The sequence below is a fragment of the Mesorhizobium sp. L103C119B0 genome, from assembly GCF_000502235.1.
Classification (GTDB): domain Bacteria; phylum Pseudomonadota; class Alphaproteobacteria; order Rhizobiales; family Rhizobiaceae; genus Mesorhizobium.
This window is the reverse complement of the sequence record NZ_AYXE01000013.1, coordinates 188705-213872: the sequence shown is the minus strand read 5'-3', so window position 1 is coordinate 213872 and position 25168 is coordinate 188705. Positions and strand designations below refer to the sequence as shown.

Sequence of the window (25168 nt, the reverse complement as noted above, 5' to 3'; positions counted from 1 at the left end):
CATGGTGTTCTCGATCATGCTGTGGATGCCGTCATGGGGCGGCATGATCAACGGCCTGATGACGCTGTCGGGCGCCTGGGACAAGCTGCGCACCGATCCCATCATCCGCATGATGGTGATGGCCATCGCCTTCTACGGCATGTCGACCTTCGAAGGCCCGATGATGTCGATCAAGACGGTCAACTCGCTGTCGCATTATACCGACTGGACCATTGGCCACGTCCATTCCGGCGCACTCGGCTGGGTCGGCATGATCTCGTTTGGCGCAATCTACTTCATGGTGCCGAGACTCTGGAACCGTGAACGCCTCTATTCGCTCAGGCTCGTCACCTGGCATTTCTGGCTGGCGACGCTCGGCATCGTCGTCTACGCCGCGGTGATGTGGGTGTCCGGCATCATGCAGGGCCTGATGTGGCGCGAATACGACGAGCAGGGCTTCCTGGTCTACTCCTTCGCCGAAACCGTGGCCGCTATGCACCCTTATTACATCATGCGCGCCATCGGTGGGGCCATGTACCTCTCCGGCACCCTGATCATGGCCTGGAACATCGCCATGACCATCCTCGGCTACCGGCGCGAGCAGGATCCGATGCCGCGCTCCACCCCCGCCCTCCAGCTTGCGCGATGATGAGACAGAAAATGAGGTTGATGAACAGACACGCGGTCATCGAGAAGAACGCTACACTTCTCCTCCTCGGGTCGCTGCTGGTCGTGACAATCGGCGGCATCGTCGAGATCGCGCCGCTCTTCTATCTCGATAATACGATCGAGAAGGTGGAAGGCATGCGCCCCTACTCGCCGCTCGAACTTGCCGGGCGAAACATCTATGTCCGCGAGGGCTGCTACCTCTGCCACAGCCAGATGATCAGGCCGTTCCGTGACGAGGTCGAGCGCTACGGCCACTACAGCCTGGCGGCCGAGTCGATATACGACCACCCCTTCCAGTGGGGATCGAAGCGCACCGGACCGGATCTCGCCCGCGTTGGCGACCGGTATTCCAACCTGTGGCACGTGGATCACCTGACAGATCCACGGTCCGTGGTGCCGGAATCGATCATGCCGAGCTATGCCTTCCTGAAGGACAAGCCGATCGCGGTGAAGGACTTCTCGACGCATCTGGTCGCCAACAGGCGCGTCGGCGTCCCCTACTCCGACGACATGATCGCTAACGCCAATGCCGATTTGATGGCGCAGGCTGATCCCAACGCCGACACATCCGGCCTCGAGGCCCGCTACCCCAAGGNAAGCCGATCGCGGTGAAGGACTTCTCGACGCATCTGGTCGCCAACAGGCGCGTCGGCGTCCCTTATTCCGACGACATGATCGCCAACGCCAATGCCGATTTGATGGCGCAGGCTGATCCCAACGCCGACACATCCGGCCTCGAGGCCCGCTACCCCAAGGCCAAGATCGGCGACTTCGACGGCAACCCGCAGCAAGTCACCGAAATGGACGCGCTGGTTTCTTATCTCCAGATGCTGGGCACGCTGGTCGATTTCAAGAACTACGATGAGACCGCCGGCTACCGCTGAGGACAATGGCCATGACGTACAATTTCATGCGGGAAATTGCCGACAGCTGGGGCCTACTTGCCATGGCTCTTTTCTTCATCGGATCTGTTGCCTTTGCAGTTCGTCCCGGAAGCCGCAGGCAAGCCGGCGAAGCAGCTCAAATTCCTCTGAAGGAGGACTGATCATGAGCAGCGATCACATCGACGAGGTTTCCGGCATCTCAACCACCGGTCATGAGTGGGACGGCATCCGGGAGCTCAACAACCCGCTTCCGCGCTGGTGGGTCTGGACGTTCTACATCACCATAGTCTGGGCGATCGGCTACACCATCGCCTATCCGGCATGGCCTCTGCTACACACGACAACCAAGGGTGTGCTCGGCTATTCCAGTCGCAACGATGTCGGGAACGAGTTATCCAAGGCTGAAGCAGCCAAGGGCAAATATGTCGCCGCGATAGAAGCGAAAAGTGTTTCGGAGATCGCGGCGGACGACACGCTGCGCGAATTCGCCGTCGCCGCCGGCGGTGCCGCGTTCAAGCTCAATTGCGTGCAGTGCCATGGTTCCGGCGCCCAGGGCTCCAAGGGCTTCCCCAACCTTANGTGCCGCGTTCAAGCTCAATTGCGTGCAGTGCCATGGTTCCGGCGCCCAGGGCTCCAAGGGCTTCCCCAACCTTAACGACGACGACTGGCTGTGGGGCGGCAAGGCGGACCAGATTCAGCAGACGATCACCCATGGCATTCGCTTCGCCTCCGATCCGGATACGCGCCTGTCGGAAATGCCCGCCTTTGCCGACATCATCACCGCCGACCAGATCAAACAGGTCAGCGCCTACGTCGCCAGTCTGTCGGGGGCCGTCGTCAATCAAGCATTGGTCGCGCCGGGCGCAAAGGTCTTTGCCGAAAACTGCGTGGCCTGTCATGGCGACAATGCAAAAGGCAACAAGGAACTCGGCGCTCCAGATCTGACCGACGCCATCTGGCTCTACGGGTCAGGCGAAGCGGCCATCGCCGCCCAGGTAACCGCACCGAAACACGGCGTGATGCCGGCCTGGGGCGCGCGCCTCGGCGAGATCAAGGTCAAGGAACTGGCGGTCTACATCCATTCGCTTGGCGGCGGAGAATAGGAAAGCAGCCTATTCTCGTCCTCCCCCTCCCGCCAAGCGACGAGGCCCGGCGCAAGCCGGGCCTCGGCATCATCCAGAACCGATGAGTCGGCTTCCGGCGAAATCGTCGCTGGTGACTGGAGCTTCTCGTGCTCGATAACACGCAAATAGAACGGATCGAACCCACGACGTTCAACTCCGCCAAGGTGCGCCAGCCAATGTATGCCGCGCGCAGGAAGATCTTCCCGAAGCGGGCCTCGGGCAGCTTTCGCCGATTCAAATGGATCGTGATGGCGATCACGCTCGGCATCTACTATCTGACGCCGTGGCTGCGCTGGGACCGCGGTCCGTTTGCCCCCGACCAGGCGGTGCTGCTCGATGTCGCCAACCGGCGCTTCTATTTCTTCTTCATCGAGATATGGCCCCAGGAATTCTACTATGTCGCCGGCCTTCTGGTCATGGCCGGCGTCGGTCTTTTCCTGATCACATCGACTGTTGGCCGTGCCTGGTGTGGCTACACATGCCCACAGACCGTATGGGTCGATCTGTTCCTGGTCGTCGAGCGCGCGATCGAGGGCGACCGCAACGCACGCATCAAGCTCGATGCCGGTCCTTGGACCACTCGTAAGCTTGTGCTGCGGGCATCGAAACACGTCATCTGGCTGGTCATAGNGATGCCGGTCCTTGGACCACTCGTAAGCTTGTGCTGCGGGCATCGAAACACGTCATCTGGCTGGTCATAGCCGCAGCGACTGGTGGCGCATGGATCTTCTATTTCGCCGATGCGCCGACGCTGCTCGGCGAACTCTTCACCGGCACGGCAGCGCCTGTCGCCTACATCACCGTCGCGGTCCTGACGGCGACGACCTACACGTTTGGCGGGCTGATGCGCGAACAGGTCTGCACCTATATGTGCCCATGGCCGCGCATCCAGGCAGCCATGCTCGACGAGAGCTCGCTCACCGTCACCTACAATGACTGGCGCGGCGAACCGCGCACGCGTCACGCCAAGAAGGTTCTTGCCGCAGGGCATCCCGNTGCTCGACGAGAGCTCGCTCACCGTCACCTACAATGACTGGCGCGGCGAACCGCGCACGCGTCACGCCAAGAAGGTTCTTGCCGCAGGGCATCCCGTCGGCGATTGCGTCGACTGCAATGCCTGTGTCGCCGTCTGTCCGATGGGGATCGACATACGCGACGGTCAGCAACTCGAATGCATCACCTGCGCGCTCTGCATCGATGCCTGTGACGGCGTCATGGACAAGCTCGGCAAAGCGCGAGGACTGATCTCCTACGCGACGCTCTCCGACTACAACGCCAACATGATGCTGGCCACCGCCGGCGGCGCCAGCTCGGTCGATCCATCACTGGTCAGGACGGATGACGGCCTGTTTTCGGACAGGGTGGCGCATTTCCATATCCGAAAGATCTTCCGGCCACGCACCTATGTCTACATGGCCATGTGGTCGCTGATCGGCCTGGGTCTGCTCTTTTCGCTGCTCACGCGCGACCGGCTCGAGATCAACGTCTTGCACGACCGCAATCCGCAATTCGTGACGCTGTCGGACGGCTCAATCCGCAATGGCTACACCGTCAAGCTTTTGAATATGATCCCCGAGCCAAGAACGATCGTCGTCGCCCTTGGGGGTTTGCCGGGCGCAGAAATGAGCATCGTTGGCGTCGACCTGCCGGCCGCCCGCTCGTTCGCGGTCCAAGTTGAACCGGACCGGCTGAAGATGCTGAAAATTTTCGTGCGCCTGCCTGCAGATCAGATCCACAACGAAGCGCAGACCTTCACATTCCGGGTCGAAGACAAGGTGAGCTTCGAGTCCAACGAATATACAGCCACCTTCAACGCGCCGGAGATCGCCAGATGAGCGCCACCACGCGAAAGCCACGCGAATTCACCGGCAGGCACATGCTGGCCATCATCCTTGCCTTTTTCGGCGTGGTCATCGCGGTCAACCTGACGATGGCGACGCTTGCCAGCACAAGCTGGACCGGCCTTGTCGTCGAAAACACCTATGTGGCCAGCCAGCAATTCAACAAGAAAGCCGAGGAAGGGCGCGCGCAAGCAGCCCTCGGCTGGACCGGCAAGCTGACCATTGCATGGGGCGAAGTCCGCTATGGCCTCACCGACGGCGCAGGCAAGCCGGTTCCCTTGCATGGCGTGAAGGTGCTGTTTCGCCATCCCGCCTACGAGAAGGAGGACGAGTCCGTCACGCTCGCCCCCGCCTCGGGCCAGGAGTTTACAGCACAGCACATGCCAAGGGACGGTGTGTGGATCGTCGAAATCGACGCCGATGCCGGCCTGGCCAGACCGTATCGCGACGTGCGCAGGATCATGATCTCCCATGGAGCGCTGCAATGAGCTGTTGTGCACCCGGTGCTGAAATGGCGTTGGATCTCCACACCGACACATCCGTCCTGCCGTCCAGCCAGGAAATCAGGCTGGCCAGCCGATCGCTTGGCGATGATCTCCATCAAACCGATCTGTCGGTACCGACGGTTCATTGCGGCGCCTGCATCCAGACCATCGAAACGGCGTTGGGAAAACTCGATCACGTCGAGGCCGCTCGCGTCAACCTGTCAACCAAGCGGGTCTCGGTCCGCTGGCGCGGGGATGAAGTCCCGCCTTTTGTCACTGTGCTCGGGCGCCTGGGCTACCAGGCGCATCTGTTCGAAGCCGACACCGATGCGAAGGACAAGACGCTTTCTGAGCTCATCCGCGCCGTCGCCGTCGCCGGTTTCGCGGCGGGCAACATCATGCTGCTTTCGGTATCGGTCTGGTCCGGCGCCGAAGGCGCGACCCGCGACCTGTTCCACTGGGTCTCGGCGTTGATCGCGATTCCTGCGCTGGCTTTCGCCGGCGGCATCTTCTTCAAGTCAGCCTGGAATGCGCTGCGTCACGGCCGCATGAACATGGATGTGCCGATCGCCGTCGGCGTGTCGCTGGCCTACGCCATGAGCCTCTATGAGACGATCACCCATGGCGACCACGCCTATTTCGACGCGTCGGTATCGCTGCTGTTCTTTCTCCTGATCGGTCGCACGCTCGATCACGTGATGCGGGAACGCGCCCGCACCGCCGTCAAAGGCCTGTCACAGCTCGCGGCGCGTGGCGCCATGGTGCTGCGCGGCGATGGCGCTCGGGACTATCTGCCGGTGGCCGAGATCGAACCGGGCATGCTGTTGTTGATCGCCGCCGGCGAAAGAATCCCTGTCGATGGCAAAATTGTGCGCGGGACATCGGACGTCGACTGCTCCCTGGTCTCCGGCGAGAGCACGCCCAGTTGCGTGGCGCCGGAAGACACCGTGCAGGCCGGCGTCCTCAACCTTACCGGTCCGCTGACGATAGAGGCCACAGCCGCCGCGAAGGATTCGTTCCTGGCGGAAATGGTTCGGTTGATGGAGGCCGCCGAAGGTGGTCGCGCCCGGTATCGCCGTATCGCCGACCGCGTGTCGGCACTCTACGCGCCCGTGGTTCATCTCACCGCCTTGGCAACCTTCCTGGGCTGGATGGCGGTGACTGGCGACTGGCACCGGGCGATGACGATCGCAATCGCTGTTCTCATCATCACATGCCCGTGCGCGCTTGGCCTCGCCGTTCCAATCGTTCAGGTGGTGGCCTCGCGGCGCCTGTTCGAAAACGGCATCATGGTCAAGGACGGCTCGGCCATGGAGCGCCTGGCGACGATCGATACAGCCGTGTTCGACAAGACCGGGACGCTCACGCTTGGGAAGCCACGGCTCGTCAACGCAGCTTCGATTGATCCCGCCATGCTGGTAATCGCTGCCGACTTGGCCGCGCATTCGCGTCATCCATATTCAAAGGCCATTGCCAGCTTTTCCGTCAGCAGCAGCCAGCACAAATTCGACGCGGTGACCGAGCACCCGGGTTTCGGGATNCAATCGCTGTTCTCATCATCACATGCCCGTGCGCGCTTGGCCTCGCCGTTCCAATCGTTCAGGTGGTGGCCGCGCGGCGCCTGTTCGAAAACGGCATCATGGTCAAGGACGGCTCGGCCATGGAGCGCCTAGCGACGATCGATACAGCCGTGTTCGACAAGACCGGGACGCTCACGCTTGGGAAGCCACGGCTCGTCAACGCAGCTTCGATTGATCCCGCCATGCTGGCAATCGCTGCCGACTTGGCCGCGCATTCGCGTCATCCATATTCAACGGCCATTGCCAGCTTTTCCGTCAGCAGCAGCCAGCACAAATTCGACGCGGTGACCGAGCACCCGGGTTTCGGGATCGAAGCCACAGCCGCCGGTAGCATCTGGCGGCTGGGTAGACGCGGATGGGCTGGCTGGAAGGCTCGAACCGGCGGCGAAGGCAAACATGGCTACGGCGGAACAGTCCTGACGAAAAACGGCATGATTGTCGCATCCTTCGTTTTCGAGGATGCGCTGCGCCTCGACACCAGGGCAGCGATCGATCAACTGCGCAACGCTGGTATGTGCGTGGAAATGCTGTCGGGCGATACCGCGAANCCGTCCGGCAAGGTTGAACGCATCGAGAGCCTGGCGAGAGACGGGCACAAGGTTCTGATGGTTGGCGACGGGCTCAACGACACACCAGCGCTGAGCGCCGCGCACGTCTCGATCGCACCCGCCACGGCCGCCGACATTGGCCGCAATGCAGCCGACTTCGTTTTTCTGCGCGAAAGCCTCTTGGCGATCCCGCTGGCGCTGGACGTGTCGCGAAAGGCGGGAAGCCTGATCCGACAGAACATAACAATTGCTATCGTTTACAATGCTGTGGCCGTGCCGATCGCCATTCTGGGTCATGTTACGCCTCTGATCGCGGCGGTCGCGATGTCTGCCTCGTCATTGCTTGTGATTGGAAATGCGATGCGTCTGCAAGGCTTCCCAACGGGTGCGTCGTCCGAAACTGCGCGGCAGGACAGGCCCGCGCGGGCCGGCGCCTTGGCCCGATCCTCATGACGACGCTCGCCTATCTCATTCCGGTGGCGCTGTTCCTTGGCGCACTCGGCCTGTCCGGCTTCCTGTGGGCATTGAGAAGCGGCCAATACGACGATCTCGATGGCGCGGCGGAGCGCATTCTTATCGACCGCGACGACGGCGCGGAGAATCCTCTTCGTTCCAAGTGACTTAGATCAAAGCGCCGCGCGTCGGGATGCCCCATCGTCGTCCGGCGTAAGATCAGGAGGGTGAGGATGCAAGCCGAAGCCATCATGACGAAGTCAGTTATCACGACGGATGCGAACGCGACGATCGCCGAAGCGGCCGAGCTCATGCTTTCAAACAAAGTCAGCTGCCTCCCGGTAACGGACAGCGACGGTGCCCTGGTTGGAATTGTAAGCAAAAGCGACTTCTTGCGCCGAGAAGAACTTGGGACCCAGCGTGTGCGTCCGCGCTGGCTGGAGTTTGATCTTGGCCCGGGCACAGTCGCCAATGACTATGCGCGCTCGAACGGACGGATCATNCGAGAAGAACTTGGGACCCAGCGTGTGCGTCCGCGCTGGCTGGAGTTTGATCTTGGCCCGGGCACAGTCGCCGAAGACTATGCGCGCTCGAACGGACGGATCATCCATGAGGTGATGACCACAGCCGTCATTTCGGCGTCTCCAGGCTCCTCAATTGCACAGATTGTCAACTTGATGATGCAACACCGCATCAACAATGTGCCGATTGTCGATCGGGACAGGGTCGTCGGCATCATCACGCGAACTGATTTGCTGCCTGTCCTGATCCGCGCCATGCCGAAACAGGGCACCACGCCACCCGATGACGACCTGATCCGCAAGGCCGTACTTGCCGAGCTGCAGGGACAATCGTGGGGCGGCGGTGACTTGATTGATGTAAGGGTCAGCGACGGCGTCGTCGAACTGACCGGGGCGATTGTCGACGAGCGTCAACGGAAAGCCGCGATCGTTGCGGCGGAGAACGTTGCCGGCGTCGGACAAGTCAAGGACAGCCTCTTCCTCCGTACAGATCCGCTCTCCGTGATGGTTTCATAGCTGCGAAAAAAGCGGGGACGCCAAGCAGCGTCCCTTTGGGTTCTGCTCCCTTCCCACATCACTTGGACAAGAGGCTGTCGGCGAGTTCCTCCAGCGTATAGCGCCCGTTATGGTTGGCGAGCACGCCGTCGGCAGCGAAGACGCCCGTCCATCGCCAAGCTGAAACCGAGCGTGACTTGCTCGACCATTCTTGACGCACAAGATTGCCGCAGTCGAGGCTGTTTGTTGCTCCAACTAACACTCACCAATTTGCGCCAGCGCAAAGAAAATCTGCGTCAGGTGAGTTAGCTTCTGCTCATCCGCAACGGTTGAGATAGGAGATTGATATGATCACGCGACGCGAAGCCCTCTTCGGAGCAGCGATTGGCGCTGCCGCCGTGGCGGCACTGCCCGCACTGTCGGCAACGGTGACGAAAGCCGACATTCGAGGACTTCCCCGCGACAAGGTCAAGCTCGTTGCACCGCCTTTTGTGCATCCGCACGACCAGATCGCTCAAGGCGGTCCGAAGGTCGTCGAATTCACCATGACGATCGAGGAGAAACCGATGGTCATCGACGCCGACGGGACGCAGCTCAATGCAATGACTTATAACGGCTCGATCCCGGGCCCGCTGATGGTCGTCCACCAGGACGATTATGTCGAGCTGACGCTCATCAATCCCGACACCAACTCGCTAGCCCACAACATCGATTTTCACGCAGCGACGGGTGCGCTGGGCGGCGGCGCCCTCACCTTGATCAATCCCGGCGAACAGGTGACGCTGCGCTTCAAGGCAACCCGAACGGGAACTTTCGTCTATCACTGTGCTCCCGGCGGACCGATGATCCCGTGGCATGTCGTCTCCGGCATGAATGGCGCCATCATGGTGCTGCCGCGCGACGGGCTCAGGAACGACAAGGGCGAGCCGGTCAAATACGACAAGATCTTCTATATCGGCGAGAGCGACTTCTATATTCCGCGCGATGAGAAGGGCAATTACAAGAGCTATGAATCGGCAGGCGACGGCTACGACGACATCGTCAAGGTCATGCGCGGGCTGATCCCGACGCATGTGGTGTTCAACGGCACGGCCGGTTCGCTGACCGGCGACAACGCCATGAAGGCGAAGGTCGGCGAGACCGTGTTGATCGTCCATTCGCAGGCCAACCGCGATACGCGGCCGCATCTGATCGGTGGTCACGGCGACTATGTCTGGGAACAGGGCAAATTCGCCAACCCGCCGGCCAAGGATCTGGAAACCTGGTTCATCCGCGGCGGCTCGGCGGGGTCGGCGCTCTATACGTTCCTGCAGCCCGGCGTCTACGCCTACGTCAATCACAATCTCATCGAGGCCGTGGAACTCGGGGCGACCGCTCACTTCATGGTCGAGGGCGAGTGGAATGATGATTTGATGACGCAGGTCGAGGCGCCTAAACCCATCGCCACCAACTAACGGCACTCCAAATTGCCCGGACAGCGTCGCTGTCCGGGCACGGACAACAGACATGTCTCCTTACATCCTGAAAGTTTTCGCGGTCTCCATGGCGGCCACTTCTGTGCCGGTGGGCCTGTCGATAAAGGCAGCCAGTTGGGACCGGCAGCCTCACGCCGTAGCTGCCACGAGGACCTTGCTGTCCGCCTCCATCACCTATCCGATACCCGGCGAGTTCCTGAAGGACGGCCACCCGCAGGCCAATCCCCGTCATAAACACCAGCTCGACCAACCGCTCGAAATCATGACCTATCAGGTCAGTGCGCAAGACTATGCTGACTGCGTTGCTGCGGGCAACTGCCAGCCGGCACAGGAGGCGCGCACGATCCCCGCCAGCGCTCCTGTGACCGGCGTCAGCTATCTCGATGCCAACGCATACGCCCGGTGGTATTCGACAGCGACCGGCGACCAATGGCGGCTGCCATCCGACGAGGAATGGGCATTTGCCGCGGCGGAACGGTTCGCAGGCGAGTTCGAGGGTGTCGAAAACGACGCCAACAACCCCGCCAGACGTTGGCTCACCAGCTACAAGGCCGAGGTGGACCTCAATCGCAAACCGGACCCGCTCCCCAAGAGCCGTGGCTCTTTTGGCTTCAATTCCCTGGGCCTCGCCGACTTTTCCGGCAACGTGTGGGAGTGGACTTCGACCTGTTATGTCCGCACCATGCTGGCTGCGGATGGACGCGGCGTTGCGAGTTCGGTCGACAATTGCGGCGTCCACGTCCTTGAAGGGCTTCACCGAGCCTACATGTCGAACTTCGTCAGCGACGGAAAAAGCGGCGGCTGTGCCGTCGGAACGCCTCCCGACAACCTGGGGTTCAGGCTGGTCCGGGACTCGTCGGGCTGGGCGAACGATGTTCTCACCCATTTGGGCGTAATCTGACGGGAAACTCCCGTCAGATTCTGGCAACCCGATGTGCCTGCCGTTGGCGGCGATTTGTTGACAGGCAAGACCTATCGGCGGGGCGACAGCATCCGCCTAAGTGTGCCATCGCGAAGCCAGTACTGATGGAACAGTGCCGCGAAGGCATGGACGGAAATCAGGACCATAAATACTGGCTTGTTGAGCGAATGGATGTCGCCCCATGGGTCACCAACGTAGAAGGCGAGAAGTCCCACAATGGGCGTTGCGAGCAAGAGCAGATAGAAAAGGCCGTGCGAGATCCGCGCGGCGCCCTGCATCCAGCCAGTGCCGCCTTCCGCAGGCATGGGAGCACCCGTTACCAAGCCCATTATCAGCCGGACCGTGACGAGGGCCAGGATCGAAACCCCAACCCAGTAGTGGGTAGTGCCCAATGTCTGGTCGGCTGGGGAGACGAGGGTTCCATCTTCGGTCGCGTCAACCACGTTCGTCATGCTCTCGCCAAAGAACAGCTGGAATAACACCAGCACTGCTATGATCCAATGAAGCGCAATCTGATAAGCTGAATATCCAAATCTGGTTTCCGCCATTTTGATTCCTCTTGCAATTCGAACAGCCTCGCAGTCGCGATACCGAATAACGAGGGAACCTTGGCGTTATTCGGCTCAAATGCTCCCGGAATTGAGGCCGAAAGCTTAAAGATTTGTAAGGCGCCATGCGATGCGCAGCCGTAAGGGAATGGCGGCGCCATCCCGCCTTCGCTTGGCATGGAGTAGCCGTCAAACGGCATGAGCCTTCGGCGTCGTCAATGCCACGCCGTAGGTCAGAAGGAAGCCGGCGAATGCCAGTACCCATGCAGCACCGGCGAGATGGATGATGGCCTCGTCGGGGACGAAAACCCCAAGGACGCGCGACAAGGCTGCGACCAGAATAGCTGCAAAGATAAAAGTTGTTGGCCGTCCAGCCCGCAATTGCCGGCCGGTATGTCCGAGCGTCGCCCGAGCCATTACGGCGAGCGTCATCGACCCGATCGCGCCGGGGCCTAACGCGTGGAGCCCAGCTGCAACCGGCACGATGCCAGGAAAAAAGAACGACGCCGAAAGCAGAGCAAGACCGAGCGGTACGAAGGCATAAGCCGCGTGAAGGATGAGCACGAGCGGATCCCGCAAGGTGCGCTCACCGGCCCATCGCGACAGACGCCATGCCTGGCCGATTGCGGCGACGGCCATGAGCGCTCCTGAGGCGCTGTTGCCGGGGGCGAACGTCCATGCTCCGAGCGCGATGGCTGAGATGGCTATCGAGGCGACGTCAAAACGGTCGAACGGCGCAGGCAGCCTGCCAGGATTCTCGCGGACGAGCCAGTTGCGGGTGAAACTTGGAATGATGCGCCCTCCGATCAGTGAAATGAGCATGATCGCAGCGGCCATGCCGAGCCTTCGGCTGATATCGGATGTACCGTGAAGGTGGGCCTCGATGTGGAACGCGCCGTTGGCGCCGGCCAGGACGGCGAGCGGCAGCAGCACCTTGAGATTGCGCCAGTTCCGTCCCGCGACGATTTCGCGTGCCGCCGCAGCACTGACCGCAAGCAGAAAGGAACCATCGATCACCGCTGCTGCTCGCCAGCCAATATCGGCCGAAAAGAAGACAGCGGCACGACCGGCGAGCCACAGGACAACCAGCGCCAGCAGCGGCAGGCCTTGCACCGGCAGCCGGCCGGTCCAGTTCGGGATAGCGGTCAGCAAGAACCCGGTAACGATCGCCGGCAGATAGCCGAACAACATTTCATGGATGTGCCAGTCGACCGGGACAAACGCACTATGGGAATCGAGTTCGCCGGCATAGATCGGCAGCCAAAGCAGAACGGAAAGCGCAGCATACAGCGACCCGAGCAAGAAGAAGGGCCTGAACCCATAGGAAAGAAGTGCGGGCCCGGCGTAGGCCCGCAGGCGTGGGATTCCCATGATTTGTATCTCCGAGTGAACAGGGCCGGATGAACCGCCGCCCTCGGTCCGTCCGGCCCGTGCCCGCCCTTTAATGCGTCAGGCATCCCTGTATCGATTGATCTCAGTTGGCGGGAACCTGGGTGAACAGGTCGGCGAACACCGTTTTTGCTTTCCCGGGATGCTTGACCGCCTTGGCGGTATCGAGATTGACCGGCATCCCGACAATGATCAGCGCGACCATCCCCATGCCGTAATGGGGCGCGCATTTGACGCCGTAGACACCCTCCGTTGTCAGCGTGACGGTAATTTCCTCGCTGGGCTTTCCCTTGAAAGGCTCAGCGCCATCGGGAAGCATGCCCTTGATCGACTCGGCGTCGTGGGTCTTGTCGGTCGGCACGAACTTGACGGTGTCGCCGGGCGCCGCCTTGACGAAGGCTGGCTGGAACACCATGGCGCCTTTTTCGCCCTTGTTGAGCATTTGCACCACGTGCTCTTCCGCGCTGGCACCGCCGGCGAGCGCGAGGATCGAGATTGCGGCAGCGAGGATGGAGAGTTTCATCGGTTTGTCCTTGTTTCGTCTTCCCGGCGTTGCGCCGTTCCATGCCATTTAGCCTGATGCGGCCCAGGACAATTTGCGCTGGCGCAAACTCGGGATAAGAAGGTCTTCCGCAAGACTGATGCGGAACCGTAGTGCTTTGAGGGATCCGCTTGGCTGCGCTGGACCGATCGCTGATTTCGCCGCTGCCGCTCTTTCAGGGGCTGGCGCCGGACGAGCAGAGCGAGATCCTGCGAGATGCACGATCGTCTCGTTATGCCAAAGACTCAACGATCTTCGCGCAGGAAGCCGAAGCCCATTCCTTCTTCGTGCTGATCGCCGGGCACATACGGGTGGTCCGCACCACGCCGGACGGACAGCAGGTCATCGCCAGATACATCAGCGAAGGCGAGATCTTTGGCGTCGCCGCAGCCCTTGGCCGGACGACCTATCCCGCAAGTGCCGTCGCGGCTGTCGACTGCGTGGTGCTGGCCTGGCCCAACGCCCTGTGGCCTGATCTGTACCGACGCTTCCCCGTGTTTGGGGCAGCCACCTACAGGACGGTTGGAAGCAGATTGCAGGAGACGCAGACGCGGGTGGTGGAGATGTCCACTGAACAGGTGGAGCAGCGAGTTGCGCATGCGCTGCTGCGACTGGTGAACCAGACCGGCCGAAAAACTGACAGCGGCATCGAAATCGATTTCCCGATTTCCAGGCAGCACATTGCCGAGATGACGGGGACGACGCTGCACACCGTCAGCCGGCTGCTCAGCAAATGGGAAGAGAACGGAATAATTGTCAGCGGGCGCCAGAGAGTCACGGTCAAAGATGCGCATCGCCTTGTGGTTCTGGCCGAGACCGGGAAAAGGACTGACCGTCATCGTTCTCCTCGAATGGCCAATTCGAGCTCGACCAGAAAGTCGCCCTCATCCACTTGATGTTCCCGGCATGCCTCGGTCACCGTATGGAAAGTGCCTATGGGACAGCCGACGCAGAGCATCTTGTGTCTCAGCACCACAGCGACCGTTGCCGGCCATTTCCTCATGATTTCGTCGACGACCATATCGGGGTTGATCGAGCTGCACTGGTTCATGATGACGTCTCTGCGATTCGCGAAGCTCTCTTCATAAATCCGGCTTGGACTGCCTTCGTTGCGCTTACGCAATCTAGAAATGATTCAGATCAAGGCACAGCTCGCGCGGCCTAGATATGGATAGGAGTAACCATCTGAGGAGGTTGGCATGCAAGCCGAAGCCATTATGAGCAAGCCGGTCGTCGGCATAGACCCGACCGCATCGATCGCCGAAGCTGCCGGGTTGATGCTCACCAAAAAGATTAGTGGCTTTCCGGTCATTCGCGGCGACGGCACCCTGGTCGGGATCGTCAGCGAGGGCGATTTCCTGCGTCGCGGGGAACTGGGCACACAGCGCCAGCGCTCACGCTGGCTGGAGTTTCTGGTCAGCCCCGGAAAGGCCGCCGATGAATATGTCCACGCCAATGGGCGTCGGGTTGAGGAGGTGATGTCACAAGATGTCGTCACGGCATTCCCCACCGCATCGCTCGACGAGGTCGTCGAGCTCATGACGCGTCACCATGTCAAACGCATCCCTGTCATTGATGCCGGGAAAGTCGTCGGCATCATCACCCGCTCTGATCTTCTGCGGGCCTTGATTAGCGCCCTTCCGGATGCAGCCGCTGCACCCATCGATGACGAACAGATCCGGCAGAACATCATGGCCGAGCTAGGGACACAGAAATGGGCTGGCAAGGACATGGTCAACGTGACGGTGAACAATGGCATGGTGAAACTGGGCGGCGCCATCTTCGACGAACGCGCGCGCCGGGCAGCCATTGTTGCGGCCGAAACGTCGCCGGCGTCAAAGCTGTCGAGGACGGTCTCTTTTGCGCCGATCCCGTGTCCGTCCTCCTTGTTTCCTAGCGGTGGCCCGACCACCACCGAGTTAGTATCACGGGCCGCCGTACCAGCGGGCTTTCAACGCCGCATCCACGACAGACTCGGTTTTCGCGCAGGGCTTCGCCGCTCTCAGATCGCGACCAGAGGTATCAATGGCCGAAGGAGCAACAGCGCGAATGCAACAAGCGCCGCGCCCGCAACTCGCTCTGCCATTCTTTTGCTTCCGCTGAAGCGCCGACCTAGCAAAAGCCACACCGATCCGGTGGCAGCCGTCATCACCAGGAACGTGATCCAGAAGATCCCCAGCGCGCGCGGTTCGATATCAATCGGCACGATAGCCAGGCAATAAATAAAGGCCTTCGGGTTCAGGGCACTGGTCACCGCAACAGAAATAGCGTCGCCGTTTCGGGACACGTTCATCCGACCACTCGCCGTCAGACGCAGGCCAAGACACACGAGCCATGCTGCTGCAATTAGTCTAAGTACTTGAATTGCATCCGGCGATACAACGGGACGCAGCGAAAACCAGCATGCGGATGCGATCCCGTATCCGCATGCTTGTGCGGCCAAAAGCTTGACCGCTTTCTCTTGCTTGACCGCTTTCTCTTGCTTGACCGCCCCCGCCATCAAAAGAGCGTTGGTAGGCCCTGGTGCGACAAAGAGCACAAATGCTTCCAGAAACAGTAGATTGTCCAATGTGCATGGTCCCGCGGAAGCAGACTTATCAGTGCAAAAACTTGGTTTGCGTCGGCCCTCGCCAAAACGCGGACCGTACGACCTCGTCGGGCTACCTGCTCGATGCCTAACGTTGCCCGGCCGCATGCTGCAGTCGAGCGATCAAGTCGCTGTTGCGGCAATAGTCTGGCGGGTTCTCGGATTGCTGGTGTTCGTCAAGCCAGGTTGAGCATTCATCCTGGTGCCCGCAGGAACGGCAGCGGTCCACCGCCCGATTGGTGACTGCCTCATGGTCTGCCACGACTTTCAGATGTCTGTCGACCCCGAGCGTCCGCATCATTCGACCCATTAGCGCCGTTCTGGCGTCGACCGAAATCAGGTAATCGAGAAAGGTCATGTTGATCACTCCTGCCTACCGGGCAACCTTGCCGCCGATGGTGGCGGGTGGCGTTGATCTTGATCAACAGGCGGCATCATTGCCAACCCTGGGCCGTGACGGGGAGCATGAAGCCAAACGGAATGGCAGGTGGTCGAAGACGTCCGCTGACCGGCAGGCCGGTTGCTCGGGCTAGGTCTAGATCTGGCCGTTGTTCGCTTCGGAAAACAAATGAACGCAGCCGCTGCGTCGTGGGCACCCCCACCTCCAACATGTTGCTAGCACCGTCGCGGTGTCCCGAGGCTGAGGGTCTCCAGGCGCGCCGCAGGAGGTAACCCGCTCCGGCCGAGACAGGTTGCTGGTCAACTTCTCCTTCAATACGACATGAAACGGCTGATGCCGCGCTCTTCGATGAGCGTGCGAGTGACGCCGCCAAATGCCCATTCCCGCAAGCGGCTATGGCCATAGGCGCCCGAGACGATCAGGTCCGCATGGATCGAGCGCGCGAAACTCAGCAACCGGTCGCCATCAGCCTTGCCGGCGATCAGCTCGGTTCGCGCCTTGATGCCGTGGTGGTCAAGGAAAACGGCGACATCGTCGAGGCTGTCTCGACTGGTTTCGTTGCGGCTGGTGTCTATCGTGGCGACGACAACGTCGCTGGCCTTTTCCAGAAAAGGCAGCGCATCGGCTATCGCACGCCGTGCCTCCCTGGTGTCCTTCCAGGCAACCAGCACGGTTTTTGCGCGGATATGTTCCATATTACCTGCAGTGATCAAGACTGGCCGGCCCGCACCGAGCGTGAGGCTGCCGATATCAACAGCACGAAAGACATTGTCTCCATCGCCGCAGCCGGTGACGATAAGGTCGGCCGCCCTGGCCATAACGCTGAGGAACCGGGTCGGACTGCAGACGGACTGTGCCCATTCGCTTGTAACGGAAACCGGCACCATTCTTTCGAACACAGCACGCAATTCGGCGAGCCGCTTTTCGATCTCAGTTCGTTGGATCTGCATGATCTCACCTTCGTAGACCATCCCTTCGCCTGTCGCGACCAAAGGTGGGACATCGGCTGCCGCCAAGCCAACAAGATGCGCTCCAAATCGCTTGGCAAGTTCGATACCCACCTGAACAATGGGCGCAGGAGCCGCATCGATGGCGAGGTTCACGATGATTGACTTGTAGGCCATTGCGGGTGCCTTTCACTGGAGCGGCGCTATGCGTGATGGGTCGCATGCGCCAGCCCCCGATGCCTTGATGCACGTCAAAGACCCGCCAATTGCGCCCGCCAACTGAATCTCTTGCGGAAACGTGTCTCGATCTGTTTTGCCTGTGCGACGAGAAGTGATAGTTAGCCCGGTAGCACCGTCTCGAACCTGGGAATTTGAGTTGATCAAAGACGAAGCGCTCAGCCTATCGCCCGCTGGGACGACGCTGAAAGCACTCTTGTCGCGGATGTTCGATCAGGCTCCTGGCTTTATCGCGCTCCTGCGCGAGCCGGGTCACGTTTTCGAACTGACCAATGCCGCCTACCAGAGGTTGATCGGCAACAGGCAAGTGATTGGAAAGTCAGTGCGGGAAGCCTTTCCCGAGTTCGAAGGAGATGAGTTTTTCGGACATCTGGACCAGGTCTACACAACCGGCGAGCCATACAGAGGCCAGGGCGTAAAGGTCGGCCTTCGCAACAAGGCCGACGGGCCGCTCGAAGAGCGCATCCTTGATTTCGTCTATCAGCCCATCAAGTCCGACGATGGCCGTATCACCGCGATCTTCATCGAAGGCACGGATGTCAGCGAACTCTCCTTTGCAAACGCAGCCCTTCGGCTGCGTGAGGACCATTTGCGATCGATCCTGGCAACAGTGCCGGATGCAATGGTCGTCATCGATGAGCAAGGCGGGATCCAATCCTTCAGCACAGCCGCCGAAACGTTGTTTGGCTATGAGTCAGGTGAAGTCATTGGCCAAAACGTGAAAATGCTGATGCCTGCGCCCTACCGCGATGAGCATGATGGCTATCTTCTTCGCTACCTGACGACGGGCGAGCGCCGGATCATCGGGCTCGGGCGCACCGTTACCGGGGCACGCAAGGATGGCACGACCTTCCCGATGGAGCTTTCCGTCGGCGAGATGCATCCGGGAACCGGACGCTTCTTTACCGGCTTTTGCCGCGACCTGACCGAACGCCATCGGGCAGAAGCTAGAATCCAGGAGCAGCAGCAGGAGCTTCTCCATATGGCGCGGTTTACAGCACTTGGGGAAATGGCCTCGACCCTTGCTCACGAGATCAATCAGCCGCTGACGGCCATCACCAACTATTTGAAGGGCAGTCGTCGGCTGCTCGAGAAAAGCACCGAAGAGAATGCGCCCATCCTGCGGGATGCCGTGGAAAAGGCCGCTGAGCAGGCGCTGCGGGCTGGAAACGTCATTCGCCATCTAAGAGACTTCGTTGCAAGAGGCGAAAGCGAGCGTCAGGTCGAACGGCTGCCGGCGCTCATCGAAGAGGCCTCGTCGCTGGCCCTGGTCGGGGCAAGGGAGATAAATGTCCTTGTCAGCTACAAGCTCGATCCTGCTGCCGAACTGGTGTTAACCGATCGCATCCAGATCCAGCAGGTTCTGCTGAACCTAATGCGCAATGCTGTCGAAGCCATGCAAGACGCGCCGCGACGCGAACTGCTGGTCACGACTATTGCGCGCGCCGACGGGATGGCGGAGGTGAGCGTCATCGACACCGGGGCCGGTCTCGCGCCGGAGGTTTCGGCCCAACTGTTCCAGCCATTCGTCACCACGAAAAAGCAGGGCATGGGCGTCGGCCTGTCTATTTGCCGCACCATAGTTGAATCGCATGGCGGTCACATATGGGCCGAGGCAATGCCGGCCGGCGGGACCGCTTTCAGGTTTACATTGCGCATCGTCGACAAGGATGAGGTCACCAATGGCCGCTAATGATCTGGTGCACGTGGTCGACGATGACCTGGACGTCCGCAAGTCGCTTGGATTTCTGTTGGGCACGGCAGACTTTGCGGTCCGCCTGCATGATTCCGCCACGGCCTTCCTGTCGACGGCGTCTGGCAGTCCCGAGGGCTGCATCGTCACCGATGTGCGCATGCCGGGCATAGACGGCATCGAGTTTCTGCGCCAGCTCAGAGCAGGCGGGCATAGAATTCCGGTCATCGTCATGACGGGCCATGCGGATGTGGCGCTAGCCGTTCAGGCAATGAAGGAAGGCGCTTGCGATTTCATCGAGAAGCCATTCGACGATGAAATGTTGATCGAGGCGATCCGCTCAGCGCTGGCCAACCGCAACCAGGTCAATGCATCCCACCCTCAGTCCGCGGATATTCGCGGGCGTCTGTCGACGTTGACAGATCGTGAGCGCCAGGTGCTGGACGGGCTTGTGTCGGGTTTGCCGAACAAGACGATCGCCTATGACCTTGGAATCAGCCCACGCACTGTTGAGATCCATCGCGCCAATGTCATGAGCAAGATGGGCGCCGGCAGTCTGTCACATCTTGTGCGCATGGCGTTGATCGTTGAAATTAAGCCCTAGGGATGGTCTCCAAAGGGATTGCCGTCGCGAGTTGGCACCCGGTGAGGCTCCCAGTCGCGCCAGTGGGTCGGACGGATGTCGACCCATGCGCCGGTGGCGACGTTCCTCCAGCCGTCCCGCTCCTTCCTGCAGGGAAACACGAGCGCATGCTCACCGTCCTCGTCGAAGACGGCCAGTTTGAGGTTGCGCCCAAACGGAGCGGTGAGGATTGGTTTCCACATCTCCTCATGATCCGCAGAAGCGCCAGCTCGCGCCTTGATCTGAATCATTTTCCGCAATTGCCGAATGCGCGAATGTGCGCTTTGCCGCCGTGAGCTGGGGCGAAAGCACCCGCATGGTCATGGTTCAACGCGGCAAGGCAAACAACACCTTGCGCTGGCTGTGAGAAATAGGAGATGGCTCCGATGATGGTCCGAACACTTTCTGCCTTAGAATGTACGAGATTGCTGACGGCCAATCGAGTTGGCCGCCTCGCATGCGCAAAGAATGGGCAGCCCTACATCGTGCCCCTGTACTACGCGCATGCGGACAATCACCTCTATGTATTTTCCATGCCGGGCAAGAAGATCGAGTGGATGCGAGGCAATCCGCTGGTATCCGTCCAGGTCGATGAGCGCGGCCAAGGGCGAGGATGGCGAAGCGTTGTTGTCGGTGGCCGCTATGAGGAACTGCCGGACCGGGTTGGCCACAAGCGCGAGCGCGATCATGCATGGTCGGTGTTAAGCAAACACGCTGACTGGTGGGAGCCCGGCGCCCTCAAGCCGGTCACGCCTCCGGTGTCGGACAGCGCGCCCCACGTTTTCTTCCGTATCTTGATCGAGCAGGTGTCGGGCCGCGAAGCAAGTGAATAGGTGTTTTCTACTGCGGCGGCCTGCGAAAGCGATGGCTGGACGGTGTAGGAGCAGCGGTTCTAGGTAGTTTCCCGTAGGGACATAACCGAATTTCGGCGCCGGCCGATTCGCGCGATAGCTGTGTCACGGATCAACCGGGAAAACAGCCATGTACGCCTACACCGCCCCCAGAATTTCGCTGCCGTCACGGTTTACCCTGCCCAACCTGCCTGAGGCTTTCGAGCCCGCACCGCTGCAACCACTCAGCTTCTATTCCGCAGGTGCGGAAATCTACGCCCAGGGCGAGAAGGCCGGAGCCTTCTACCAGGTGGAGTTCGGCGCTGTCCGCGTCTATCGCCTGCTTGCTGACGGCCGCCGGCAGATCAGTGCCTTTCACCTATCCGGAGAGACATTCGGCTTCGAAGCCGACACGACGCACCATTTCTTTGCTGAAGCCATCAACTCCACCGGTGTCCGCGTCTTCCGCCTCACTGCTGGAGCGGACATGCCCCATAAGTTGCTGCCCCTAGCGCTCCAGGGGTTGACCAGAGCCCAGGAACACCTGTTGGTCCTCGGTCGCCAGAGCGCCATCGAACGCGTCGCCGCGTTCCTGGTTGACATGGCCGAACGGCAAGGGGGGTTGCGGCAGGTCGAACTTCCGATGTCGCGCATGGACATCGGCGACTATCTCGGCCTCACCATCGAGACGGTATCGCGGATATTCACCCGGCTGAAGGAGAAAGGCGTCATCCGCTTGGCTAGTCTGCGATGCGTGGAAATCGTCAGGCACAACGCGCTTCACAACATGAGCGAGTGAGTGACAACATGCTTCGGGCAGGCAAACTGCTGCCTGCCCCTCGGCATCACCGGCGATCAACCGAGGGCGACTGCGGACCGGATGATTCTCCTCGGCGGTGGCGGTTCGAGTCCACGTTGTAGGTCTCTTAGAAAAAGGTGAAGAAGCAAATAAATGCAGGTGAATTTTGGTGGGCGCGAAGGGCGTCTATTGATTTTTCTGGACCAAAAATCAGACATATTCCCGTATTGTTCCGTATGGCCCAGCGACCGATAGCCGGCCGCGCACAGAACTTTTCATGAGACTGGCGACCAGACAGCGTCGATCACGCCACCGCCTGCTCCTCGCATCCTGTCACTCTTCTCTGAACGCCCGATCGATCTGGTGAGCTAGTGCTATCGTAGCCGCCAAAACCAGCATTCCAAGTGCCAGCAGTCCGCGCATTGTGCAAGGCGCATATTAGCTTATGGTCATACAAGCTGCCCTGGGCACATCTGTTGCATCCAAGGCGGACGGCGCGGCCCAGGGCGGGAAAGGCGTAAGAGCTACTGGCTTCGTTAGTAGGGACACCGGTCCAGTTTGACTTTTGAAGAGCGTCGATTACCGAGGCGCCGAGCGGCTCGCGCGTAACCGCCTGTTGCTCGTTGGGACAGCAGGTAAGCGCAAAGGCGGCTTGTTCGCGGGAGTGTCCGCTTCGGATGCAAATATGGTTTGCTCAATGACCGACTTGAGGCGCGAAGTTGCCGTTTGTTTGGGCACGGCCCACTGTAGTCCGCTCTGACGTGCCGAGCAGTTCGTTTCACTCCACCGAATTTTCTGCTTGAATACCTCTGAGACCTGGTCGTGGAGCGCCCATTTTGGAAGATCCCTTCGCCCCCCTACGGCAACGCTTCCTGGCCCGGTGCGCCGCTCAACTAGCGGAGTTGAAGGCGGCGCGTCACACAGCCCTTTTGAAGGGCTCCAACGACTCGCTGATTGGGACGGCGCACTCGCTCGCTGGAGCCGCGGGAACCTTCGGGTTTGCGGAGATCAGCGTGCAGGCATCGGCACTGGAAACATTGCTGATCGAGCAGGCGGATGACGGAGCCGTGCATGCCGCCCTCGATGCGCTTATAACCGAAATCGAGCGGACGCTGCGGTGATCCAACTGGCTGGAGTCACTTCTTGGGGCCAGTCAGGCCGGTCCTGGTCATCTCGCCCCAGCTTTGGTCTGCGCGCAGATATTGCCACCATCCCTTCACGCGCCAGAGATTGTTGAGCTGGCGGTAACCGAAATTCTCGATCACAGCCACGGCCGTGAGCAAGGCGAGATCCCGCGCGCGCGGAAAACGTTGAAGCTCGGCCTCTTCGAGGACCAGCGAACACACGCTCACGCAAACCCCGTAGGTGAAAACCAGCGACGTGAATGCCAAGAGATATTCGGTCGAAAGGATGCCGAGCAGCCAGAAGGTCGGGATCAGCACATAGCCCAGCACCTCCGATATCGGCCCCAGCACATCGACAATCAGTATGTGGCCAAACCCAAGGAAGCCAACGCGCCCATAGCGGGGGTTGAAGAGCATGGAGCGGTAACGGAAGAAGCATTCGAGTGCACCGCGCTGCCAGCGCGTACGCTGCCTTGCCAGAACGCGAAGTGACTCCGGCGCTTCGGTCCAGCACACCGGCTCAGGAATGAACTGGATGCTGTATCTTCGCTTGGTGTCCATCATGTGGCGATGCAGCTTGATAACGAGGTCCAAATCTTCACCCATGGACCCACTGGTGAAGCCGCCAACCGCCACAACTTCCGTGCGGCGAAACAGACCAAAGGCGCCGGACACCAGCATCAGCGAGTTGATGCGGCTCCACGCAAGCCGCGCCATGAGAAAGGCCCGCAAATATTCCACCACCTGCAGCAGCGGCAATAGCCGGCGCGGCAGCCGGACCTCGCGCACCCTACCACCTTCGATCCTGGAGCCGTTGGCAATCCGAATCGTGCCGCCCACGGCGATGGTGCGCTCTGGATCGTCGATGAAGGGCTGCGCGGCACGCATCAGCGCATCGGGCTCGAGGATGGAATCGCCGTCAATCACGCAAAACAGCGGCGCGCGGCAGACATTGATACCGGCATTCTGGGCATCGGCCTTGCCGCCATTTTCCTTGTCGACCACGAACAGCCGTTCGGTAATCAACGAGGAATAGAGCCCGCGAATCGGCTTGTGGGCGAGGGCGTCCTCATAAGGCCGGTGGAATTTCACCAGCTTGAAGCCTTCGATAAGGCGCTGCAGGGTCTGATCCTTGGAGCCGTCATTGATAACGATGACCTCGAAATTCGGATATTCGAGGGCCAGCATCGAGTGCACGCTCTCGACGACGTTAACTTCCTCATTGTAGGCGGGCACCAGCAGCGCGATCGGCGGCGCGACGTCGCCGTAACGGTGCCACAGCAGCGCCGATCGCGCGACCGGCGGGCGCTTGGACAGCGCGTAGGCGGCAATGATGAGTTGCAGGAGGTATACCGCCGTCTGCGCCAGCCCTGCCCCAATGATGAACCAGGACAGGATGGAGGCACCCAGGACGATCTCTTGGCTCCAGTCGAACATCACGCGGCCGGCCCCTCGGCAAGGATCAGTGAGGCCGTGCGCTGGCGGCGCGAGACCTCGCTGGCGGCGATCTCGCGCAGCACCCGTTCTCCCTGCTGGCCGAGCGACCGCAATGCGTTAGCGGCGGCATAGCGCACGATCCATGCCTCGTCGTCCATCAGCTGAGCGAGCGGCGCGGCGAGTTCAAACAGGCCGAGGCGGCCCGCTGCATCGGCAGCGTCGGCACGCACATCCCAGCCGCCATTTTCCATCGCCTTGGCCAGGATGGCCGGCGCATTGGCATGTCCCGTCAGGCCGAGTGCCCGCAATGCGGCTGCTGCGACCTCCGGTGATGGATCGCCAGCCGCGCGAGCAAAGAACTCACCAAACCGGAAGCCGCCGTTGCGAGCAAGCGCATCGATTGCCGCCGCCCTGATAAAAGGCACTGCGTCCTCACGGCTGCCGTAATCCTCAAGCTCGTCGAACCGCTTTGACGGAAAGCGCCTGAAAAGCTCGATCACGCGCCGCGAGCGCTGGCCCGCCACGCCGATCTTGCGTAGCGTTATGACCAGCGGCGGCAGGGCGCCAATATCGCACAGCGCAATGGCGACGGCGATCCTGACCTCGCGCGAGCGGTCGCGATCGAGCGCCGAAAGCAGGTTTGCCACCGCGTCCTCCGAACGCAGCGCGGCCAGCATCTCGGCCGCGTGAATGCGTTCGGCCCCGTTGCCCTTTTCAAGCTGGGTGCCGACAAGGGTCGGCAGGCCACATTCGTTGAAGGCTGAAAGCAGCTCGTCGTGCTCCTCGCCGCGCAGCAGCGAGATAAACTCGAAGCCGGCATCGATCCCCACCCTTGCCGGCACCGCAAGCAGCGCTGTCTTCAATGCCTCGCGATCGCGATTTTCGGTGAAGGCGATCAGCGCCGTTAGAAGAAGGCGCCGCTGATCGGCGCCCGCCGTCCCCCGGCGCTCGTGCAGCACCCGGCGCCCGATCAGCAGAAGCATGATCACCAGGGAAAGGGCACTGAGCAGGATGGAGAGGTACCAGACGTACAACATG

Annotated in this window: 24 protein-coding genes and 5 pseudogenes; 20 read left to right on the top strand and 9 right to left on the bottom strand. The window is 60.7% G+C overall.

The window, feature by feature from the left end; translation table 11 throughout:
- From X728_RS145250 to X728_RS145270, 13 genes and pseudogenes are all read left to right on the top strand, one after another.
- Nucleotides 1–628 (top strand): cbb3-type cytochrome c oxidase subunit I (locus X728_RS145250; RefSeq protein ID WP_023832352.1); only part of this gene is annotated, 628 nt, incomplete at its 5' end.
- A gap of 11 nt (nt 629–639) precedes the next feature.
- Nucleotides 640–1242: pseudogene (gene ccoO / locus X728_RS0135720) on the top strand (cytochrome-c oxidase, cbb3-type subunit II); the annotation flags it as partial.
- A 5-nt stretch (nt 1243–1247) separates the two neighbouring features.
- Nucleotides 1248–1532: pseudogene (locus tag X728_RS0135715) on the top strand (cbb3-type cytochrome c oxidase subunit II); the annotation flags it as partial.
- Between the two features lie 11 nt (nt 1533–1543).
- Nucleotides 1544–1693, top strand: coding sequence for a CcoQ/FixQ family Cbb3-type cytochrome c oxidase assembly chaperone (locus X728_RS0135710; protein WP_023707015.1), 150 nt, complete (start codon nt 1544–1546; stop codon nt 1691–1693).
- A 2-nt stretch (nt 1694–1695) separates the two neighbouring features.
- Nucleotides 1696–2635, top strand: a pseudogene (ccoP, locus tag X728_RS01000000166985) (cytochrome-c oxidase, cbb3-type subunit III).
- Between the two features lie 128 nt (nt 2636–2763).
- A pseudogene (locus X728_RS01000000166980) lies at nt 2764–4491 on the top strand (4Fe-4S dicluster domain-containing protein).
- Nucleotides 4488–4985, top strand: coding sequence for a FixH family protein (locus X728_RS145255; RefSeq protein ID WP_023746199.1), 498 nt, complete (start codon nt 4488–4490; stop codon nt 4983–4985). Before X728_RS01000000166980 ends, X728_RS145255 begins: the two are co-directional and overlap by 4 nt.
- A pseudogene (locus tag X728_RS0135695) lies at nt 4982–6529 on the top strand (heavy metal translocating P-type ATPase); the annotation flags it as partial. The gene X728_RS145255 and the pseudogene X728_RS0135695, both read left to right, overlap by 4 nt.
- Nucleotides 6439–7563: an HAD-IC family P-type ATPase gene (locus X728_RS0135690; RefSeq protein ID WP_081732451.1), complete on the top strand. Its 1125-nt coding sequence runs from the start codon at nt 6439–6441 to the stop codon at nt 7561–7563. The pseudogene X728_RS0135695 and the gene X728_RS0135690, both read left to right, overlap by 91 nt.
- Nucleotides 7560–7730 carry a cbb3-type cytochrome oxidase assembly protein CcoS gene (gene ccoS, locus X728_RS145260; RefSeq protein ID WP_023832351.1) on the top strand — a complete coding sequence of 57 codons (171 nt, stop codon included), beginning with the start codon at nt 7560–7562 and terminating at the stop codon, nt 7728–7730. Before X728_RS0135690 ends, ccoS begins: the two co-directional genes overlap by 4 nt.
- A gap of 66 nt (nt 7731–7796) precedes the next feature.
- Nucleotides 7797–8600, top strand: a complete 804-nt coding sequence (locus X728_RS0135685) for a CBS domain-containing protein (RefSeq protein ID WP_023832350.1) — start codon at nt 7797–7799, stop codon at nt 8598–8600.
- Nucleotides 8601–8926: 326 nt separating this feature from the next.
- Nucleotides 8927–10033: a copper-containing nitrite reductase gene (nirK, locus tag X728_RS145265; protein WP_023832349.1), complete on the top strand. Its 1107-nt coding sequence runs from the start codon at nt 8927–8929 to the stop codon at nt 10031–10033.
- A 52-nt stretch (nt 10034–10085) separates the two neighbouring features.
- Nucleotides 10086–10955 carry an SUMF1/EgtB/PvdO family nonheme iron enzyme gene (locus X728_RS145270; protein ID WP_023832348.1) on the top strand — a complete coding sequence of 290 codons (870 nt, stop codon included), beginning with the start codon at nt 10086–10088 and terminating at the stop codon, nt 10953–10955.
- Nucleotides 10956–11026: 71 nt separating this feature from the next.
- On the opposite strand, the gene X728_RS145275 is transcribed toward X728_RS145270, so the two are convergent.
- The 3 genes from X728_RS145275 to X728_RS145285 all read right to left on the bottom strand — a co-directional run bounded on the left by X728_RS145275 (nt 11027) and on the right by X728_RS145285 (nt 13436).
- A complete protein-coding gene (locus X728_RS145275; protein WP_023832347.1) occupies nt 11027–11524 on the bottom strand; it encodes a cytochrome b in 498 nt (165 codons plus the stop codon).
- Between the two features lie 189 nt (nt 11525–11713).
- On the bottom strand, nt 11714–12895 hold the full coding sequence (locus X728_RS145280; RefSeq protein WP_023832346.1) for an NnrS family protein: 1182 nt from the start codon (nt 12893–12895) through the stop codon (nt 11714–11716).
- A gap of 103 nt (nt 12896–12998) precedes the next feature.
- Complete coding sequence (locus tag X728_RS145285) at nt 12999–13436, bottom strand: pseudoazurin (RefSeq protein ID WP_023832345.1); 438 nt, start codon at nt 13434–13436, stop codon at nt 12999–13001.
- Between the two features lie 149 nt (nt 13437–13585).
- Here X728_RS145285 and X728_RS145290 point away from each other — a divergent pair, with 149 nt between their 5' ends.
- Nucleotides 13586–14350, top strand: coding sequence for a Crp/Fnr family transcriptional regulator (locus X728_RS145290; RefSeq protein WP_023832344.1), 765 nt, complete (start codon nt 13586–13588; stop codon nt 14348–14350).
- On the opposite strand, the gene X728_RS1000000169275 is transcribed toward X728_RS145290, so the two are convergent.
- The gene (locus X728_RS1000000169275) at nt 14290–14457 is read right to left on the bottom strand and encodes a hypothetical protein (RefSeq protein ID WP_348625639.1); all 168 of its coding nucleotides are present in this window, start codon (nt 14455–14457) and stop codon (nt 14290–14292) included. The genes X728_RS145290 and X728_RS1000000169275 overlap by 61 nt on opposite strands.
- A gap of 196 nt (nt 14458–14653) precedes the next feature.
- Here X728_RS1000000169275 and X728_RS01000000166975 point away from each other — a divergent pair, with 196 nt between their 5' ends.
- On the top strand, nt 14654–15676 hold the full coding sequence (locus tag X728_RS01000000166975) for a CBS domain-containing protein (protein WP_348625638.1): 1023 nt from the start codon (nt 14654–14656) through the stop codon (nt 15674–15676).
- 453 nt (nt 15677–16129) lie between these two features.
- Here X728_RS01000000166975 and X728_RS145300 read toward each other — a convergent pair whose 3' ends face one another.
- Together X728_RS145300 and X728_RS145305 are read right to left on the bottom strand one after the other, a co-directional pair.
- Nucleotides 16130–16399: a DUF6455 family protein gene (locus X728_RS145300; protein WP_023832341.1), complete on the bottom strand. Its 270-nt coding sequence runs from the start codon at nt 16397–16399 to the stop codon at nt 16130–16132.
- A gap of 353 nt (nt 16400–16752) precedes the next feature.
- Nucleotides 16753–17565 carry a universal stress protein gene (locus X728_RS145305; RefSeq protein ID WP_023832340.1) on the bottom strand — a complete coding sequence of 271 codons (813 nt, stop codon included), beginning with the start codon at nt 17563–17565 and terminating at the stop codon, nt 16753–16755.
- Between the two features lie 199 nt (nt 17566–17764).
- Here X728_RS145305 and X728_RS145310 point away from each other — a divergent pair, with 199 nt between their 5' ends.
- Together X728_RS145310 and fixJ are read left to right on the top strand one after the other, a co-directional pair.
- Entirely contained in the window at nt 17765–19318 is a 1554-nt protein-coding gene (locus tag X728_RS145310) for a PAS domain S-box protein (RefSeq protein WP_023832339.1), read from the top strand.
- A complete protein-coding gene (gene fixJ, locus X728_RS145315; protein WP_023832338.1) occupies nt 19308–19922 on the top strand; it encodes a response regulator FixJ in 615 nt (204 codons plus the stop codon). Before X728_RS145310 ends, fixJ begins: the two co-directional genes overlap by 11 nt.
- On the opposite strand, the gene X728_RS08510 is transcribed toward fixJ, so the two are convergent.
- The gene (locus X728_RS08510; protein ID WP_023673739.1) at nt 19919–20191 is read right to left on the bottom strand and encodes a hypothetical protein; all 273 of its coding nucleotides are present in this window, start codon (nt 20189–20191) and stop codon (nt 19919–19921) included. The genes fixJ and X728_RS08510 overlap by 4 nt on opposite strands.
- 135 nt (nt 20192–20326) lie before the next feature.
- On the opposite strand from X728_RS08510, the gene X728_RS145320 reads away from it, so the two are divergent.
- The 3 genes from X728_RS145320 to X728_RS145330 all read left to right on the top strand — a co-directional run bounded on the left by X728_RS145320 (nt 20327) and on the right by X728_RS145330 (nt 22690).
- The gene (locus X728_RS145320) at nt 20327–20773 is read left to right on the top strand and encodes a pyridoxamine 5'-phosphate oxidase family protein (protein WP_023832335.1); all 447 of its coding nucleotides are present in this window, start codon (nt 20327–20329) and stop codon (nt 20771–20773) included.
- Nucleotides 20774–20921: 148 nt separating this feature from the next.
- The gene (locus tag X728_RS145325) at nt 20922–21569 is read left to right on the top strand and encodes a helix-turn-helix domain-containing protein (RefSeq protein ID WP_023832334.1); all 648 of its coding nucleotides are present in this window, start codon (nt 20922–20924) and stop codon (nt 21567–21569) included.
- A gap of 836 nt (nt 21570–22405) precedes the next feature.
- On the top strand, nt 22406–22690 hold the full coding sequence (locus X728_RS145330) for an Hpt domain-containing protein (protein WP_023832333.1): 285 nt from the start codon (nt 22406–22408) through the stop codon (nt 22688–22690).
- 15 nt (nt 22691–22705) lie between these two features.
- Here X728_RS145330 and X728_RS145335 read toward each other — a convergent pair whose 3' ends face one another.
- Together X728_RS145335 and X728_RS145340 are read right to left on the bottom strand one after the other, a co-directional pair.
- Complete coding sequence (locus X728_RS145335; RefSeq protein WP_023825194.1) at nt 22706–24130, bottom strand: glycosyltransferase family 2 protein; 1425 nt, start codon at nt 24128–24130, stop codon at nt 22706–22708.
- A complete protein-coding gene (locus X728_RS145340) occupies nt 24130–25167 on the bottom strand; it encodes a HEAT repeat domain-containing protein (RefSeq protein WP_023832332.1) in 1038 nt (345 codons plus the stop codon). The genes X728_RS145335 and X728_RS145340 overlap by 1 nt, the downstream gene beginning before the upstream one ends.
- Between the last annotated feature and the right edge of the window lies 1 nt (nt 25168).

Excerpts from the sequence above, each read along its gene's own strand:
- X728_RS145305 (WP_023832340.1), bottom strand. The coding sequence starts at position 17,565 with ATGGCCTACAAGTCAATCATCGTGAACCTCGCCATCGATGCGGCTCCT.
- X728_RS145340 (WP_023832332.1), bottom strand. The coding sequence starts at position 25,167 with ATGTTGTACGTCTGGTACCTCTCCATCCTGCTCAGTGCCCTTTCCCTG.
- X728_RS145270 (WP_023832348.1), top strand. The coding sequence starts at position 10,086 with ATGTCTCCTTACATCCTGAAAGTTTTCGCGGTCTCCATGGCGGCCACT.
- fixJ (WP_023832338.1), top strand. The coding sequence starts at position 19,308 with ATGGCCGCTAATGATCTGGTGCACGTGGTCGACGATGACCTGGACGTC.
- X728_RS145280 (WP_023832346.1), bottom strand. The coding sequence starts at position 12,895 with ATGGGAATCCCACGCCTGCGGGCCTACGCCGGGCCCGCACTTCTTTCC.
- nirK (WP_023832349.1), top strand. The coding sequence starts at position 8,927 with ATGATCACGCGACGCGAAGCCCTCTTCGGAGCAGCGATTGGCGCTGCC.
- X728_RS145300 (WP_023832341.1), bottom strand. The coding sequence starts at position 16,399 with ATGACCTTTCTCGATTACCTGATTTCGGTCGACGCCAGAACGGCGCTA.
- X728_RS145320 (WP_023832335.1), top strand. The coding sequence starts at position 20,327 with ATGATGGTCCGAACACTTTCTGCCTTAGAATGTACGAGATTGCTGACG.
- X728_RS08510 (WP_023673739.1), bottom strand. The coding sequence starts at position 20,191 with ATGATTCAGATCAAGGCGCGAGCTGGCGCTTCTGCGGATCATGAGGAG.
- X728_RS0135710 (WP_023707015.1), top strand. The coding sequence starts at position 1,544 with ATGACGTACAATTTCATGCGGGAAATTGCCGACAGCTGGGGCCTACTT.
- X728_RS145275 (WP_023832347.1), bottom strand. The coding sequence starts at position 11,524 with ATGGCGGAAACCAGATTTGGATATTCAGCTTATCAGATTGCGCTTCAT.
- X728_RS145325 (WP_023832334.1), top strand. The coding sequence starts at position 20,922 with ATGTACGCCTACACCGCCCCCAGAATTTCGCTGCCGTCACGGTTTACC.
- ccoS (WP_023832351.1), top strand. The coding sequence starts at position 7,560 with ATGACGACGCTCGCCTATCTCATTCCGGTGGCGCTGTTCCTTGGCGCA.
- X728_RS01000000166975 (WP_348625638.1), top strand. The coding sequence starts at position 14,654 with ATGCAAGCCGAAGCCATTATGAGCAAGCCGGTCGTCGGCATAGACCCG.
- X728_RS1000000169275 (WP_348625639.1), bottom strand. The coding sequence starts at position 14,457 with ATGAGGAAATGGCCGGCAACGGTCGCTGTGGTGCTGAGACACAAGATG.
- X728_RS145255 (WP_023746199.1), top strand. The coding sequence starts at position 4,488 with ATGAGCGCCACCACGCGAAAGCCACGCGAATTCACCGGCAGGCACATG.
- X728_RS145285 (WP_023832345.1), bottom strand. The coding sequence starts at position 13,436 with ATGAAACTCTCCATCCTCGCTGCCGCAATCTCGATCCTCGCGCTCGCC.
- X728_RS145335 (WP_023825194.1), bottom strand. The coding sequence starts at position 24,130 with ATGTTCGACTGGAGCCAAGAGATCGTCCTGGGTGCCTCCATCCTGTCC.